Raw genomic sequence first — 15,049 nt, 5'->3', positions numbered from 1 at the left:
ATTGGAGAACATATGAGGGAGGTTTCCACAAAAAGCAGCTGGACTATCAGCCGCTTTTCATGGTAGATGAAAGGTTGCAATGATGAAGTTGCTTAGTGCCTGGTCCATAAAGGACTTTGCTCCAATTCACCGGCAAGCCTAAATAACAAATCCTCTCTTCCGCGTGCTGCCATTACCTGTACACCGCATGGCAGTTTATCCTTTGTCAGATGAAGTGGCAGGGACATTGCGGGTTGACCTGATAAGTTGGCTAATTGAGTGAACGGTGTTCGTTCAAGGCTGTTGGATACGAGCTGATCTACAAACCCGCTTTTTTTCAAGAGTCCACCGGCATTGATTTTACCAACAGCTTTCAGTAAAAGTTTTTGAAGTGGAGTCTGATCAAGTTCTCCTATACGTGAGGGCGGAAAGGCAGTGGTAGGGGTAATATAGAAAGTATATTCCTCATGAAAGGTTTCCATTGATAGGGCAGAGAGATCCCACCTATGTAAGGCTTGTACAAACTCTCCCGCAGTTGCCTTGTTGCCAAGCTGGTTCAACAACCATGTGGCAGGTTCTACATCCTTCATGGTCACTCGCCGGCCTATAACCTCTTCAATTTTATCCAACGTGGCAGCTACTTCACCAAAATACATAGTCATGTAGCTTTCAGCAAGTTTTTTACCATCAATGTCAGGCATCTTTTCTTCAATTTTGAATCCCATTCCCTCAAGCAATTTCACCGTCTTTAGAACGGCCTCTTTACATTCAGGGTGTACGGATGTCCCAATTGGCGATTCACAGGAGAAGGCAACCTTTATTCCTTTTTCTAACGCTTTTTCGACTAAATGTAAATACGATCCTTTGAATTCAGGGAAATGAAAGGCTGCTGTTTTCTCAAAACCATGTGTTTCATCAAGCATTGCAGCACTGTCTCTGACCGTTTTGCTTATTATATGTTCAACTGATGCACCTTGCCATGAACGCCCCTTTTTAGAGCCCACAGGAGTTCGGCCCCTTGTTGGCTTCAATCCGAACAATCCAGTGAATGCGGCAGGGATTCGAATGGATCCTCCTCCGTCATTTCCGCCAGCAATGGGCACCATTCCTGAAGCCACTGCTGCAGCTGAGCCGCCACTTGAACCACCTGGTGTATGGTTGGGATTCCACGGATTCCTTGAAGGACCATAGTGAGCGGGTTCGGTGATAGCCAATAATGCAAACTCGGGTACATTGGTCTGCCCAAGTATAACAGTGCCAGTTTTCTTTAATCGTTTTACATATTCGGCATCCTCATCACTAATATAATTTTCTAACACTTTAGAGCCAATTGTCAGGGGATGTCCTTTAATATCCTGCTGAGCGTTTTTCAGAAGGATTGGTACTCCAGCAAAAGGTAAGGAGGTATCCAAGTGTCTAATTGTTTCCATTGCATCTTCATACAATTTGTGAATAACAGCGTTTAATGAAGGATTAAGTGAGTCAATTCTTTCCATAGCTGCTGTAATAAGTTCTTCCGGTTTAATTTCTCCTTCATTTACAAGAGCAGCTAATCCCAGGCCATCATACTTTTCATATTGAATGATCATTTTTGACCCTCCTATGAGACATATTGAGTACACTTCTAATATATAGTTCGACAGAAGACCTTAATTCCTTCTTCTTTTAATTAAAAGCAGATTGATGCTATCGGAAAATTCCAAAGTGCCGGATTTCTCCCGGGTGTATAAGGGCTTTTCTCTCTGTAAAGGGTGAATAGATCTTTTCTTTCTTGCTTGCTGACCAAGATCATTTCTGTGAATTCTGGCCATATCTCTATAACTTACTGTTAACTAGCAACAAAGTTTTAGAAAAGAGCCTAAATAAATGACTGAATGACCTATACTGCGTGTAATTTCCTCTTTTTTAGGAACCAATCAATAATAAGAGCATAAATATAATTTAAAGATATTGACAGATATGTGATTATCTTATAAAATTATCTCGAATTCAAGATAAAATACATGAAGTTAATTTAGTAACTGCTGTTATTTTTATTCTCTAAAAGATAAAGCAAAATTTTTTTGTTGATATATCTCGAATTCGAAATAAATTAATTGGAGGTTTTATTATGTTGGATTTAGGTTTACTCATCATCAGATTGATCATCGGTGTATCGTTTTTTGCGCATGGCGCTCAAAAGTTGTTTGGGTGGTTTGGAGGCTATGGTTTGAAGGGAACCGGAGGATGGATGGATTCCCTCGGCATGAAGCCGGGTGTGATGATGGCCCTTATAGCAGGTTTGGCTGAATTGGTCGGCGGTATCTTGTTTGTTTTAGGATTTCTTACACCCCTTGCAGGTATCATGATTGCGGTAACAATGGTTGTTGCCATCGTGAAGGTACACTATGCAAACGGCTATTGGTCAACGAATAACGGGTATGAATACAACCTTGCACTTATGGCAGCAGCAATTGGTTTAGCATTGACAGGTGCCGGTCAATATGCCTTGGACGCCATCCTTTTCTAATAGGTCTTGAAACTGAAATGTTTTTTGGAAAACTCCTTTTAGCTTATAATGGATGTACTAAAAATTCTATGACAATTCTTTTTTGAGGAGTGAAGTGATGAACAAGAAAACAAAAGGAATACATCATATTACCGCTATTGTCGGAAACCCGCAGGAAAACATAGACTTTTATGCAGGAGTTTTAGGCTTAAGATTGGTCAAGCAAACAGTCAACTTTGATGACCCGGGTACCTATCATTTATATTTTGGTGATGAGCAAGGCAGACCAGGTACCATCATTACCTTTTTTCCATGGGACGGAGCGCACCAAGGAAGGATCGGGGGCGGTCAGGTAGGAACGACGGCTTATGCTGTGCCCCAAGGTTCCCTCTCATTTTGGGAGGAAAGATTGAATGCATTTCATATCCCTTTCAATAAGAGTGAACGTTTTGGCGAAACTTATTTGCAATTTAACGATCCACACGGGCTTCAACTGGAACTGGTTGAACGGGGAGTGGCAAAAGCCAATCAGTGGGGGTTCGGAAACGTCACTGGGGATGTTGCGATTCAGGGGTTTGCAGGTGCCACCCTTTTGTCAGCGAGTCCCGAACTGACTGCCCAGTTATTGGAGGAGGTCATGGGACTTGAAAGGACAGGAAATGAAGGGGATATTACCCGGTTTATTTCAACCGCGGAAATAGGGAATGTCATCGATTTAAAAACGGAGGCTGTTCCTCGTGGCAGAATGGGTGCAGGAACTGTTCATCATATTGCCTGGAGGGCTGATGACGATCATGATCAGCATGCATGGAAAGAGCATTTGGAGAAGAATCGCTATCCTGTGACCCCGGTTCAGGACAGAAATTATTTTAATGCGATTTACTTCAGGGAACATGGAGATATTCTTTTTGAAATTGCAACAGACCCGCCGGGATTTACTATTGACGAGTCTCTTGAAGAATTGGGTCAGACTTTAAAACTTCCGGCTCAATATGAATCTCATAGAGAACAAATTGAAAGAGTCCTTCTTCCAATTGAAGTCAGGAAGCTGGACTGAAAAATCCCCTGTCACTTGTGGCAGGGGATTAATAATTTATATCTTTTTTTCATTCTCAGGAAATAGAAAATAGGTTATGGCACCTGAAACCGCCATTCCGCCGATAGAAATTGTAAGTCTTGTCATGTTGTCTAATTCAGCGAAGTTATTGGATAAGTACCAAAGAGACATAATCAAGACAAGTATAGAAACAGGAAGCACAATGGCCAGCCTTTTGTCAAATAAATCACGTCCTTACATAGAAGAATAAGACTTGTTTAGTTTACCATATGTTTTGAAGATTTTTTAAGCAATTGGGGATTTATTAAAGTGAATTACATCCGCAAACACCATTTCCTTCCCAATTCGCATTATAGTATTATAAATGGAGAAAGAAAGAGAAGTGGGGGACTCTATGTGAGAAAGTTGTATTCAGCCGCCTTTCTGCTGGCTGCCATTGTCATGCTCATGGCAGGTTGCGGAAATAAAAAAATTAAAATGATTGAGGAGGCCAGTGTTTCTCTATCAGAAAATGGAGAGAAGCTGGATTTCCATATTACTTTAGATGATGTGAATATGGAGCCGGAAACTTCCTTTCAGGTCAGGCTCTATGTCAGTGATGCAGATCTTGTGAGAGCGCTGGGATCCGACCTCTTCGTTTTTGATGGAGAGTATACCAGCCATAAAGAGGGTGAAGGCTCCAAACAAATAGAAATCAACGAATCTTTTGCGCTTTCAAAAAGCATTACTGAAGATCAGTTGAAAACCATCGTTGAGAATAAAGAAGTGAATGCTCTTGAGATAGATGTTCTTAACAATGAAAGAATCTTCGCAACAGAAGGGATTCATACAGTTGAATAAATAAAGCCCCTTCAATGAAGGGGCTTTATTTTTATAGTGCGGCGGCTGTCAATCCAGCTGCAGGCGGCTTTTTAAGGTTATGTAGTAAGTGCATTCCAGGAGACTTATTTAATGGGCCTCTTCAAAGCATAGAGGTCATCTTCAAGCAGAAGCATCTTATCCATCAATACTTCCTTGGAATCCATAACCCCTTTATTATAGAAGTACGGTCCGAGTTCTTTTAGAATGAATTCAAAAAGATTCTCGGCCCCGATGTTGCCGATTTCCTCGCCGTGCTGTTCATAATGAAACGTTTGAATCCTGCCGATAATTTCATCTTTTTCTTCTTTAGGCATTTTGATTAACAGCATGTCTCCACATCCTTCAATATGTTTCCTCCATACTAACATAGAATGGCTGCCGATGAGTTCTACTATTTGTTTATATGCCTTTCTTCAATCAGGTCCATCTCATAATGGCCGGATGCATAGTCTTGTATGTGACGTTGAATGTTTGGATAAAGAATGATGGAATCAAGTTCTGAAAGATGAACCCATTCAACACCGGTCTGATTGGCATCCGGTACAGCCGGTAAGGAAGGTTTACTACCGTTAATGAGCCTGCACTCGAAAAACAAGCTTAAATTTGGTGTTTTGCCAAAAAGGTTATCATTTTGGTGCGGGGCATACTCATAGACAAAAGCAAGCCTTCTAACATCGACCTCCACACCCGCCTCTTCCATTGCTTCTCTCACTGCTGTTTCCGAAGTGGATTCATCTTTCTCCACGCCTCCACCCGGCAAGTTATAATGTACTCCGTTTTCATCTTCAAATTTTGCCAAAAGGACTCTTTGATTTTCAATGATTAAAGCGCCAGCTCGGACTCTGATTGGATAACTCATATGAACACACCCTTAAATATTGATAGGTATATATTTTACCAGATTTTATGAGGAACTAATATCGAAAGGAAGCTGGCCCATTTACGGGTTAATTGGGGCAAGGAGATTCCCTATTCGAGGAGAAGCTGGCCCATTTACGGAATAATTGGGCCAACGAGATTCCAATTTCGAGAGGATGCTGGCCCATTTAGAGGGTAATTGGCCCAACGAGATTCCATTCTCGAAAGGAAGCTGGCCCAATTACGGGTTAATTGGGCCAACGAGATTCCAATTTCGAGAGGATGGTGGCCCATTTACGGAATAATTGGGCCAACGAGAATCCATTTTCGAGAGGGTGTTGGCCCGTTTACGGAATAAATGGCCCAAGGAGATTCCAATTTCGAGAGGATGGTGGCCCATTTACGGGTTAATTGGGCCAACGAGATTCCATATACGAGAGGGTGTTGGCCCGTTTACGGAATAAATGGCCCAACGAGATTCCATATACGAGAGGATGCTGGCCCGTTTAGAGGTAAATTGGCCCAACGAGATTTCATATTCGAGGAGAAGTTGGCCCGTTTACGGATTAATTGGCCCAACGAGATTCCATATACGAGAGGATGCTGGCCTGTTTACCTCTCCAAAGAAACAAACCATTGGAAAATTCAGATACAAGAGGTGTTTGCAGCCAAACAGTCAAAAGAGGAAGTATTTCTCGGTCACTTTCCTAAAAGTAATTTTCAATGACAGTGTATTCTCCCTAATTGGACAAATTTTCAAATTATTATGATACTATAGTCAAGTACCAAAAGGAATATAGGGGGCACGTAAGATGGAAATCGATCAAGAAATGTTTTTGGTTAAAGAAATAGAAGGATATAATAAAGATTTTTCAATACTAATTTCAATGATGGACTATGCCAGGTTTACCACATTGGCTGATTTGAAAGATGTTTCGCAGGAAGAAGTTGATTATCGGCACAATGGTGAGTTCAATTCGATTGCCATGCTTCTTGCACATTTGACAGCTATAGAAAAAGTATATCAAAAAATGACCTTTAAAAATGTTAGTGAGGAAGAGATTCATGATTATGCAGATACACTTGAGCCGGCTGTCGGATTGGGCGAAGACGCCTCTATCATAAAAGGGAAACCCGTCGAATACTATCTGGGTGAACTTGAGGCTTTAAGGCAGGTAACGAAAGAGAAGTTTGCTGAACTGGAGGATAGCTGGCTTTATCAGGAAACCGATTTTTGGTACGGCTATAAGGGAAATAACTTCTTCAAATGGTTTCACGTATTTGAGGACGAAATCAATCACCGGGGACAGATCAGGCTTATCAGGAAACTTTATAGGCTAGAACAGGGACTAAAGTAAAACTCTTTATTTGAAAACCTCGTTGAGACTCCATCCATTATGAATTATCCTCCTTTTCTGCTGCATAGTGTAGAAATAGTAAGTGCAGAAGGAGAGGTATAAATATGCCTGAATTGATTTTTGCCGGTATGTTTGCAGCGGTGCTGATTTTCTATAAAGTCATGAAAATCTGGAAAAAAAGAAGATGGAGAAATAATAAAACAATATAGCAGGCTATCGCTTTCTTGTGTTAGACTGATGGTTCCGTAATCAATAATAATTATAAAATGAGCAATTTTATTAATAAGAAATTACTTTCATCAGTTGCAATTTCTAAGGATTGCCAATATACTATCAGTAACTGAAAAAGAAAGGACTGAATTTTTGAGCAATGAAGTAATTACCTATCCCACACAAAACGAGAAGTGCCAAAAGCATATTTGTAAATTCAAACTCGTTCCGGATAGGATAAGTATGTCCATTTTTTGTAAAAGGACTCTTTGCTCAAAAAAAGTATACATTCAGTCTTCAAGGATATTTCCTTGGATTTTTCTGCACGTGTAACTTTTTATATACTGAGAGCATAGAATAAATACTAACCTTTCCGGAGCATTTCGGGGAGGTTTTTTTATGTTATTGATGAAAGCGAAAAATGTTCGGTATACACTTGGTGAAAAAACGATGTTTAATGAGAAGGAATTAAGTATTTATCATGGAGACAAAATTGGCTTGGTTGGCCGAAACGGACAAGGAAAATCACTGCTGTTGAAGTATCTCCAGGGTATGACAGAGATCATGCCGGATATAGATTGGTATTGCAGCAGTGGTTACTTGCCGCAATTGAGTAATAACGAAAGTTCCTCCTGCCTAAGCGGTGGAGAGCGGACGATGAAAATGCTTAATGGTTTATTTTCTGAGGGTCACCGATTGATGTTCCTGGATGAACCATCTAACAACCTGGACTGGGAGAGGATAGAAGAGCTGCAGAAGAGACTGGCTTCAATTAACGGAAGCTTTGTTGTGGTTTCCCATGACCGGATGCTGATGAACGCCGTCTGTACAAAAATCTGGGAAATGGAAGAGGGCAAGCTCACAGAATACCAAGGGAATTATGAAGATTACTTACGTGACAAAGAACGCCAAAAGAAAGAGCATGAAGCTAAATACGAAAGTTATACGAAAGAGAAGAAACGGTTGATGGAGAGGTATGAACAGAAAAAAAGGCAGGCTCAAGGCATGGATAAGCCGCCATCCCGAATGGGTAATTCTGAGTGGCAGCTCTATAAAGGAAAAGCTGCGGGGAAAAGAGGTAAAGTGGAACGTGTATCGACTGTGATCAAAGAACGAATTGACAGGCTTGAAAAAGTTGAAAAGCCTTTTGATTGGGATGAGGTCAAGATGGAATATGTGCTCCAAACCCCCATTCATAGACGCACTTTGCTTTCAGCTAAAGATTTAGTAAAAAATTTCGATGGTAATAGACTTTACCAGATCACCAATCTTAAGTTGAAAACCGGTAGCAAAACCGCTTGTATCGGCAGGAATGGCAGCGGAAAGACAACATTGATCCGGCAGCTGTTAACAGAAGGTGCAGAAGAAATCGACCGGGCTAAAAATGTGAAGGTTGGTTACTTTGAGCAGACTCTTGAAACCCTTCCTGAGAACTCAACTATATTGGAGTACGTATCAGAAGGCAGCATTCTTCCTCAACATGTCATCAGGATTATTCTGGCAAAGCTAAGATTTTTTGAGGAAGATGTTCATAAGCCTATTCATGTGCTGAGTGGAGGAGAACGGGTAAAAACCTCAATCGCAAAACTGTTGACAGGTGACTATAATTTACTGGTGCTGGATGAACCGACCAACCATATCGATCTTGAGACACTGCAGGCTTTAGAAAGTCTTTTAAAAGATTACCCCGGAACGGTTCTCGTGGTCTCCCACGATCGAAAATTCGTCGGAAATGTTGCGGATAAAATTTGGAGGTTCCAAGATGGGACCATAACTATGTTTGATGGCAGCTTAAAGGAGTTTGAGGAATGGAGCAAAAGACCTGCTTCCCTAGGGGATAACGAAAAGGAAATTATGAAACTTGAAACCAGGATGACTGAAATCATCGGCAGGCTGAGTCTCCCTTCCCCATCTGATGACCTCCAACAGCTGGAAGTGCAATATCAGGAAGTGCTTCGTCAGTTAAAGGAGTTGAGAGGATGAGCAGGATTGCTATAGTGACAGGTGCCAGCCGGTTAGAGGGAATGGGCGCGTCAATCTGTCTGAAGTTAGCTGATCAGGGGTGTGATATCTTTTTCACTGGATTTCGTGGATACGACAGCAATATGCCATGGAGCTCCGAGAATGAGAGTTTTGAAAAGCTCCGAGGGTTAATTAGAGAAAAAGGTGTCAGGTGCGAGTGGCGAGAAGTCGATTTCATGAAAGATGATGCTCCTGAGAAGGTCATGAACATCGTGACCGAGAAGCTGGGTAAGCCCTCTATCCTGATCAATAATGCTGCTTATTCAACGGAAACAACAATCAGCAGCTTAACGGGAACGGAACTCGATCGTCACTACACTGTAAATGTGAGAAGTGCATGCCTATTAAGTGTGAAGTTTTTAGAAGTGTGCGAAAGTGGCACAGAAGGCAGGATTGTATTCCTAACCAGCGGGCAGTCTCTTGGACCAATGCCCGATGAACTTGCTTATGCAGTGACTAAAAGCGGTGTGGAGGCCTTCGTTAAATCAGCGTCCATTCCTGCTGCCAAAAAAGGCATCACAATTAATGCAGTAAATCCGGGACCTACTCAGACCGGATGGATTGGAGAGGAATTTAAGGAAGAATTGATACAGCGTTTCCCGATGGGCAGGTTAGGGATGCCCGATGATGCTGCAAAAGCAATCGCTTTCCTGGTGTCACCTGAAGCTCAATGGATTACAGGCCAGGTCATTCATTCAGAAGGTGGTTTTATACGGTAGATAATTGAGGGTTGCATCACACTGAAGAAGTATTCCAAGGTGTGATGCAGTTTTTTTGTTAATTGTGTTCCTAAATGGAGTATAAACTACTCTGTCTTTAGGTGTCATGGAGAGGAAATGAGTAAAAGGGTTAATCATAAGCGGCATTGTTGTTAAATTTTAAAAGGTAAGCAGGGTAGAATGCGGGACTTGATGCAGAGGTTCGGATGTGGCTGAATTTGCAGCAAAGTGTTATTTTCCACTAAAAAGAGGGTAAAAGCCAATTAGATTACTTGTCAATTTTAAATGTTCTCTCTTTTTGTTAGGAGGAATCCATGAAACCTACAACATTAAAGTATCTAACAAATAAACAGCTTATGACGGTCTGGAGGCATGCTAAAAAAGAAAACCTGTCAAACGAATTCTTATCCTTGATAAAACAAGAGATGAGAAGACGAATTACTATAACGTTTAAGCAGTGAACGTACCAAAGCTATTAATATACCTTTCCCACTCAACGTATTAGGGCTTCTGATAGAGTGTTGAAGAGAGAACCCCTGCCTGCTGAGAGGGTGATGGAAGGAATATAGAAAAGAGCGCTGAGAAGCGCTCTATTCTGTTGTATCTTATTGTATTTCATTGTTCGGTTTCGGCGTTGAGAAAAGTTTTGTCGGCAAGAAATATAAACGAAATTAATCAGGCATCACACTGACAATCTGGCAAATCCGTAAAAAATGTTTTATCTCCTATATTTAAAACTATATGATTTGGCTTAGCATCCATTAATTTTCCACGAAGAGTGTCCCTCACCGTCGAAACGATCAATCCCTTTCCAATGACGGACTGTAAAAATTGATAAACATAAGGTTCAAAGTTGAACACAGGCTGGGATTGCATGGCAGGCTGAGTAACCGGCATAGTCATCAACATTTCATTCTGTGGGTTAATTCTGAAGCAATACAAAACATACCTCCTGATATTTACCTCTCCCTAACAATATGCAGGACAATATCTCCCCGAATGGGCAGAAAGTAAAATCAGACAACTCCTTTAGTGAATTAACGCAGCAAAAGGGACAGTCCCTCTTTGTGCTTTAAAGTGATGAAGCAGGAATATCAGTAATGCAAAAAGAATACTAGGTGTTAGTCAGATTTCAATAAGGGAGTAATGGTCATGGAGATTAGGGAAGCAGTAACAGAGCAGGAATGGGAACAGGCTTACCAGCTTTTGTTTGAGCTGAGAACAGACTTATCCAGAGAAGAGTTCAACCTTCTGCTGAAAGATATGAGGACGGAAGGATACAAGGTGTTTTGTCTTTATGATTCAGGGCGGATTGTATCACTTGCCGGAGTCATAATCAGAACAAACTTCTACGCCAAGCGGCACTTGTTTGTGTACGATCTTGTAACCACTTCATCTGGGCGGTCAAAAGGATATGGGAAAAAACTTCTTCGATATGTAGAGGAGTGGGGAAAAGAGCAGGAGTGTGAAACGATTGGCTTGGATTCAGGTCTACAGAGAAAAGAGGCTCATCGCTTTTATGAAGAAGTAATGGATTACGAGAAGTCAAGCTATGCATTTCGGAAACATCTTAAGTAGTCCAAAAGTAGGTTTTTTAAAAAAGAACTATAAAATATCTTTAAATATTCATTCATAAATAAGTTTTAATTTATCTTGTTTAAGAATAAACATACATAAATTGCTTGAGTTTATTAATCTTTATGCATGATGCAAAATGTCCCGTTAAGATCCCCCTCCATCAAAGGGTTTAATGCCATTGCCACAATGGGAATATTCTCGTAAAAAGGCAATACTACATGGAGGGTTATAAATGGCGACTACCATTCGAAAACACCAAACGGAATATTGTGACAGCGAATATGACAGGTTGAAGAAAGTCATAGTTTGCCAGCCTCGTTATATGAAAATTGAAGAAGTCATTAATGAAACTCAAAAGCACTTCCTTGATAAAAATATAGATATACAAACTGCATTGAATCAGCACGAGAATTTTGTAAAAGCAATGAAAAATAACGGAACTGAAGTCATTCAGCTGCCACCAGATCAGCATCTTCCTGAACAGGTCTTCACAAGGGACATCGGGTTCACTATCGGTGATACAGTCTATGTTTCGGAAATGGGAAGCGAAATCCGTGCAGGGGAAGAAGAGGTATTAATAGAATGGCTCGAAAGTAATGGCCATAAATATCAAAAGGTTGATCTTAGCAGTATCGAAGGCGGCGATGTGATTGTAGACAAAGACAAGGTTTTTGTCGGGGTCAGCCATCGAACAAATTCAGGGGCCATTAATCAATTGGATGAACTGGCTGATGGCTACTCGGTCATTCCGGTCCCGTTTCAGAAAAAATATCTTCATTTAGATTGTGTGTTCAATATCCTGTCTCCTGATGAAGCATTGGTATTTTCACCTGCTTTCAAGCAAAAAGAACTGCAGCTTCTTGGGTCATACTATAATCTGATTGAAGTGGATGAAGAAGAACAATTCACCATGGGTACAAATGTGCTGTCCATTGGGGACAATAAAGTACTCAGCCTTCCGCAAAACAAAAAGGTGAATAAGTCATTAAGGGAGCATGGATATAAAGTCATAGAAGTAGACTTTTCTGAAATCATCAAATCAGGAGGTTCTTTCCGCTGCTGCTCAATGCCAGTTTTACGTAACTAGTTAAACGGATAGATGACATGTTGTGTTCTATGTGTTATATTAAAATAATGAATAGAAGAATACTGCGGGTCTGCAGGAGAGGTTCTAGCTTAACCCTCTATAAAAAACTAAGGAAACGGCATCCTTGGGTGTCGTTTTTTTATTTGCTTTGGGAGTAACCACAATCATCTTATAGAGAATTGCATGAACTTCCTTCTTCTTTTAAATGACGACAAGTCCTAAAAAGAGAGAGGAGAAAATATATGAAAAACGAAAAAGCGCTTGTAGTTTTCAGTGGCGGACAGGACAGCACCACTTGCTTGATATGGGCACTAAAAGAGTTCAATGAGGTGGAAGCCGTTACTTTTGACTACGGACAGAGACACGTGGGTGAATTGAAGTGTGCCAGGGAGATCGCCGAGGAACTGAATGTACGTCATCATGTGCTTGATATGAGCCTTCTAAACCAGCTTTCACCAAGTGCCCTGACAAGAGATGAAGAGATCACCGAAACAGAAGGGGAACTGCCTTCAACATTTGTGCCAGGCAGAAATCTTTTGTTCTTTTCTTTCGCCGGTGTGCTTGCCAAAAATATAGGTGCAAAGCATATTATCACAGGTGTATGTGAAACAGACTTCAGCGGCTACCCTGACTGCAGGGACATGTTTGTCAAATCATTCAATGTTACACTGAACCTGGCCCTGGATGAAGGGTATGTAGTCCACACTCCGCTCATGTGGATGGACAAAGAAGCTACTTGGAAGTGGGCAGATGAAATGGGGAAACTGCAATATATCCGTGAAAAAACACTGACATGTTACAACGGAATTCGCGGTGATGGATGCGGTACCTGCCCTTCCTGCAAATTGAGAAGCAAAGGTCTTTCTAATTACTTATCTTCTAAAACAGGAGGGGAAAAAGCATGATTGGACAAATCTATCCGGTGCCCGAGCATTCCTTTTCTTATGAATTGAATAAGGATTTTCAGTTTGCGGCCGCCCATTATATCCCTTCCTCAGCGGCAGGTAAATGCCAGAAAGTCCATGGCCACACCTATTTTGCCAATATTACCGTTGGTGGGGACACATTGGATGATTCAGGTTTTCTGATTAACTTTGCAACTATCAAAAAACTGGTACACGACCGGTTCGATCATACGATGCTGAATGAGGACCCACTGTTCTCTGAAAATCCGGAAAGGTTTCCGACTACTGAGGTTATGGCTGAACTGATTTATGAATTGATTCAAAGCCATCTGGATAAACAGGGAAATCATGCTCAGTGTCTTCAGGTATTCCTTCGGGAAACTCCGACCAGCTATTGCATATTCCGTCCGAGAAAGGATGGAAAGCGATGAAAAAAATACCCGTTTTAGAAATCTTTGGACCTACCATTCAGGGGGAGGGGATGGTCATCGGCCAGAAAACGATGTTCGTCCGCACCGCTGGATGTGATTATTCCTGTTCCTGGTGTGATTCTGCGTTCACTTGGGATGGTTCTGCCAAAGAAGACATTCGTATGATGACTGCAGTGGAGATTTGGGAGGAACTTTTTGAAATTGGCGGCAGCAGATTCAATCATGTAACAATATCAGGAGGAAATCCTGCCCTGATTGCAGCAATTGAAGAACTACTTGCTATATTCAAAGAAAATGGAATAGAGTCTGCCCTAGAGACACAGGGAAGCAGGTGGCAGGACTGGTTTCTGGATATTGATCAACTGACACTTTCCCCTAAACCGCCAAGTTCTGGCATGAAAACAGATTTTGAAAAACTCGATCTCATTTTAACCCGCTTAAAAGGTCATAAAAGCTACAGCTTAAAAGTGGTTGTTTTTAATGATAAGGATCTCGAATATGCCACTAACCTGCATGAGAAATATCCGGAGGTTCCATTCTTCCTTCAGGTTGGGAATACGGACCTTTCTGCAGATGATGGAAAAGGCCTGTTGAATCAGCTGATTACCGATTATGAGGAATTGATTGATGCAGTCACTGAAAGTGAGCGACTGAATAATGTAAGGGTCCTCCCTCAGCTTCATACGTATGTATGGGGGAATAAAAGGGGAGTTTAGATTATTTTCAGGAAGCATTTCGCAAATTTAATAAATTCAATAATGCAGGAAGTTAAGTGTCGACCAGTCAGCCTGTGATAAAGTGAGTGCTCATTGAGTACTCATTTTATATTTAGGGAAGACTACCGCATGAATTTCAACTTTATGGAGGTAGGGAATTGACACTTCGCATCCGATTATTCGTTATCCTTGTCCTGTTATATTGTTGGCCGGCCATACTAAAGGCGAAAGAAATTCAATATAATCACAACAGTATAACTATCTCTGAACTAAAGGAAGAAGTAGATTTTTCCCTTTTAACACCTGGAAAAGTGCCTAATGGTTGGACTTTAGAGATAAAAACTTCTCCTTGGATCATGCTTCATTATATGAACAAAAATGATACCAAGCTGATGGTCGCTATCCATCAGAAAAAGGCAAATGCTATTACAGACGACGATCTTTCTAAAGGTCATCTGGTTGATATTAACGGTAGAAAAGGTTATTTTCAGGATTGGTCAGGTAATGGGAAGCTGAATGAAAAGCGAACCCTGGTAACAGGTAGGTTATTGGTTTGGATTCAGGATGGTACTTATGTAGAAATGACCAGTTCAAGCATCGCGAAAAAGGAAATGATAAAAATTGCAAGGTCGATGAAATAAAACTTCTCGCGTCCACATAAAAGCTCTTTTCTTTACCTTTGATTAGTCAACCATTTATCTCTGCTCGAGTTGCAGGCTCCGAGGGGGCGGGTGATTGGCGTCGAAGGGATTACTATCTATTATCGTTCGAAGTATTACA

General features: G+C 41.1%; 18 protein-coding genes and 1 riboswitch. Of the genes, 14 read left to right on the top strand and 4 right to left on the bottom strand.

Annotation, left to right across the window (positions count from 1 at the left end):
* Window positions 1-92: 92 nt before the first annotated feature.
* Window positions 93-1,568: an amidase gene (locus V1502_RS12600; RefSeq protein WP_409250996.1), complete on the bottom strand. Its 1,476-nt coding sequence runs from the start codon at window positions 1,566-1,568 to the stop codon at window positions 93-95.
* Window positions 1,569-2,089: 521 nt separating this feature from the next.
* Here V1502_RS12600 and V1502_RS12595 point away from each other — a divergent pair.
* From V1502_RS12595 to V1502_RS12580, 4 genes are all read left to right on the top strand, one after another.
* On the top strand, window positions 2,090-2,488 hold the full coding sequence (locus V1502_RS12595; RefSeq protein WP_409250995.1) for a DoxX family protein: 399 nt from the start codon (window positions 2,090-2,092) through the stop codon (window positions 2,486-2,488).
* Between the two features lie 97 nt (window positions 2,489-2,585).
* Window positions 2,586-3,524 carry a ring-cleaving dioxygenase gene (locus tag V1502_RS12590; RefSeq protein WP_409250994.1) on the top strand — a complete coding sequence of 313 codons (939 nt, stop codon included), beginning with the start codon at window positions 2,586-2,588 and terminating at the stop codon, window positions 3,522-3,524.
* A gap of 76 nt (window positions 3,525-3,600) precedes the next feature.
* A complete protein-coding gene (locus V1502_RS12585) occupies window positions 3,601-3,774 on the top strand; it encodes a hypothetical protein (protein WP_409250993.1) in 174 nt (57 codons plus the stop codon).
* Window positions 3,775-3,920: 146 nt separating this feature from the next.
* On the top strand, window positions 3,921-4,364 hold the full coding sequence (locus V1502_RS12580; protein WP_409250992.1) for a hypothetical protein: 444 nt from the start codon (window positions 3,921-3,923) through the stop codon (window positions 4,362-4,364).
* Window positions 4,365-4,468: 104 nt separating this feature from the next.
* On the opposite strand, the gene V1502_RS12575 is transcribed toward V1502_RS12580, so the two are convergent.
* Together V1502_RS12575 and V1502_RS12570 are read right to left on the bottom strand one after the other, a co-directional pair.
* A complete protein-coding gene (locus V1502_RS12575) occupies window positions 4,469-4,714 on the bottom strand; it encodes a DUF2164 domain-containing protein (protein ID WP_409250991.1) in 246 nt (81 codons plus the stop codon).
* Between the two features lie 62 nt (window positions 4,715-4,776).
* Window positions 4,777-5,244: an NUDIX domain-containing protein gene (locus V1502_RS12570; RefSeq protein ID WP_409250990.1), complete on the bottom strand. Its 468-nt coding sequence runs from the start codon at window positions 5,242-5,244 to the stop codon at window positions 4,777-4,779.
* An 811-nt stretch (window positions 5,245-6,055) separates the two neighbouring features.
* Here V1502_RS12570 and V1502_RS12565 point away from each other — a divergent pair.
* From V1502_RS12565 to sda, 4 genes are all read left to right on the top strand, one after another.
* Complete coding sequence (locus V1502_RS12565) at window positions 6,056-6,601, top strand: DinB family protein (RefSeq protein ID WP_409250989.1); 546 nt, start codon at window positions 6,056-6,058, stop codon at window positions 6,599-6,601.
* 609 nt (window positions 6,602-7,210) lie between these two features.
* On the top strand, window positions 7,211-8,794 hold the full coding sequence (gene abc-f, locus V1502_RS12560; RefSeq protein ID WP_409250988.1) for a ribosomal protection-like ABC-F family protein: 1,584 nt from the start codon (window positions 7,211-7,213) through the stop codon (window positions 8,792-8,794).
* On the top strand, window positions 8,791-9,552 hold the full coding sequence (locus V1502_RS12555; protein WP_409250987.1) for an SDR family oxidoreductase: 762 nt from the start codon (window positions 8,791-8,793) through the stop codon (window positions 9,550-9,552). Before abc-f ends, V1502_RS12555 begins: the two co-directional genes overlap by 4 nt.
* A 314-nt stretch (window positions 9,553-9,866) precedes the next feature.
* A complete protein-coding gene (sda, locus tag V1502_RS12550) occupies window positions 9,867-10,013 on the top strand; it encodes a sporulation histidine kinase inhibitor Sda (RefSeq protein ID WP_409250986.1) in 147 nt (48 codons plus the stop codon).
* Window positions 10,014-10,227: 214 nt separating this feature from the next.
* On the opposite strand, the gene V1502_RS12545 is transcribed toward sda, so the two are convergent.
* Window positions 10,228-10,494: a DUF2642 domain-containing protein gene (locus V1502_RS12545; protein ID WP_409250985.1), complete on the bottom strand. Its 267-nt coding sequence runs from the start codon at window positions 10,492-10,494 to the stop codon at window positions 10,228-10,230.
* A gap of 210 nt (window positions 10,495-10,704) precedes the next feature.
* On the opposite strand from V1502_RS12545, the gene V1502_RS12540 reads away from it, so the two are divergent.
* The 6 genes from V1502_RS12540 (at window position 10,705) to V1502_RS12515 (ending at window position 14,910) form a co-directional block, all read left to right on the top strand.
* A complete protein-coding gene (locus V1502_RS12540; RefSeq protein ID WP_409250984.1) occupies window positions 10,705-11,130 on the top strand; it encodes a GNAT family N-acetyltransferase in 426 nt (141 codons plus the stop codon).
* Between the two features lie 232 nt (window positions 11,131-11,362).
* Window positions 11,363-12,217 (top strand): dimethylarginine dimethylaminohydrolase family protein, encoded by an 855-nt coding sequence (locus V1502_RS12535; RefSeq protein WP_409250983.1) that lies wholly within the window; start codon window positions 11,363-11,365, stop codon window positions 12,215-12,217.
* 72 nt (window positions 12,218-12,289) lie between these two features.
* A riboswitch (PreQ1 riboswitch) is annotated at window positions 12,290-12,334 on the top strand.
* Window positions 12,335-12,459: 125 nt separating this feature from the next.
* Window positions 12,460-13,122: a 7-cyano-7-deazaguanine synthase QueC gene (queC, locus tag V1502_RS12530; protein WP_409250982.1), complete on the top strand. Its 663-nt coding sequence runs from the start codon at window positions 12,460-12,462 to the stop codon at window positions 13,120-13,122.
* Window positions 13,119-13,553: a 6-carboxytetrahydropterin synthase QueD gene (queD, locus tag V1502_RS12525; RefSeq protein WP_409250981.1), complete on the top strand. Its 435-nt coding sequence runs from the start codon at window positions 13,119-13,121 to the stop codon at window positions 13,551-13,553. Before queC ends, queD begins: the two co-directional genes overlap by 4 nt.
* The gene (queE, locus tag V1502_RS12520) at window positions 13,550-14,269 is read left to right on the top strand and encodes a 7-carboxy-7-deazaguanine synthase QueE (RefSeq protein WP_409250980.1); all 720 of its coding nucleotides are present in this window, start codon (window positions 13,550-13,552) and stop codon (window positions 14,267-14,269) included. The genes queD and queE overlap by 4 nt, the downstream gene beginning before the upstream one ends.
* A 158-nt stretch (window positions 14,270-14,427) precedes the next feature.
* The gene (locus V1502_RS12515; protein WP_409250979.1) at window positions 14,428-14,910 is read left to right on the top strand and encodes a DUF4367 domain-containing protein; all 483 of its coding nucleotides are present in this window, start codon (window positions 14,428-14,430) and stop codon (window positions 14,908-14,910) included.
* Window positions 14,911-15,049: the final 139 nt, after the last annotated feature.

It is taken from the genome of Rossellomorea sedimentorum, from assembly GCF_046237645.1.
GTDB lineage: Bacteria > Bacillota > Bacilli > Bacillales > Bacillaceae_B > Rossellomorea > Rossellomorea sedimentorum.
Note: the sequence above shows the minus strand (reverse complement) of the source record. Positions and strands in the feature narration are given on the sequence as shown.

Coding starts and splice junctions, on each gene's coding strand:
- sda (WP_409250986.1), top strand. CDS start 9,867: ATGAAACCTACAACATTAAAGTATCTAACAAATAAACAGCTTATGACG.
- V1502_RS12535 (WP_409250983.1), top strand. CDS start 11,363: ATGGCGACTACCATTCGAAAACACCAAACGGAATATTGTGACAGCGAA.
- queC (WP_409250982.1), top strand. CDS start 12,460: ATGAAAAACGAAAAAGCGCTTGTAGTTTTCAGTGGCGGACAGGACAGC.
- V1502_RS12555 (WP_409250987.1), top strand. CDS start 8,791: ATGAGCAGGATTGCTATAGTGACAGGTGCCAGCCGGTTAGAGGGAATG.
- V1502_RS12575 (WP_409250991.1), bottom strand. CDS start 4,714: ATGCTGTTAATCAAAATGCCTAAAGAAGAAAAAGATGAAATTATCGGC.
- queE (WP_409250980.1), top strand. CDS start 13,550: ATGAAAAAAATACCCGTTTTAGAAATCTTTGGACCTACCATTCAGGGG.
- V1502_RS12595 (WP_409250995.1), top strand. CDS start 2,090: ATGTTGGATTTAGGTTTACTCATCATCAGATTGATCATCGGTGTATCG.
- queD (WP_409250981.1), top strand. CDS start 13,119: ATGATTGGACAAATCTATCCGGTGCCCGAGCATTCCTTTTCTTATGAA.
- V1502_RS12590 (WP_409250994.1), top strand. CDS start 2,586: ATGAACAAGAAAACAAAAGGAATACATCATATTACCGCTATTGTCGGA.
- V1502_RS12600 (WP_409250996.1), bottom strand. CDS start 1,568: ATGATCATTCAATATGAAAAGTATGATGGCCTGGGATTAGCTGCTCTT.
- V1502_RS12570 (WP_409250990.1), bottom strand. CDS start 5,244: ATGAGTTATCCAATCAGAGTCCGAGCTGGCGCTTTAATCATTGAAAAT.
- V1502_RS12540 (WP_409250984.1), top strand. CDS start 10,705: ATGGAGATTAGGGAAGCAGTAACAGAGCAGGAATGGGAACAGGCTTAC.
- V1502_RS12585 (WP_409250993.1), top strand. CDS start 3,601: ATGGCACCTGAAACCGCCATTCCGCCGATAGAAATTGTAAGTCTTGTC.
- V1502_RS12565 (WP_409250989.1), top strand. CDS start 6,056: ATGGAAATCGATCAAGAAATGTTTTTGGTTAAAGAAATAGAAGGATAT.
- abc-f (WP_409250988.1), top strand. CDS start 7,211: ATGTTATTGATGAAAGCGAAAAATGTTCGGTATACACTTGGTGAAAAA.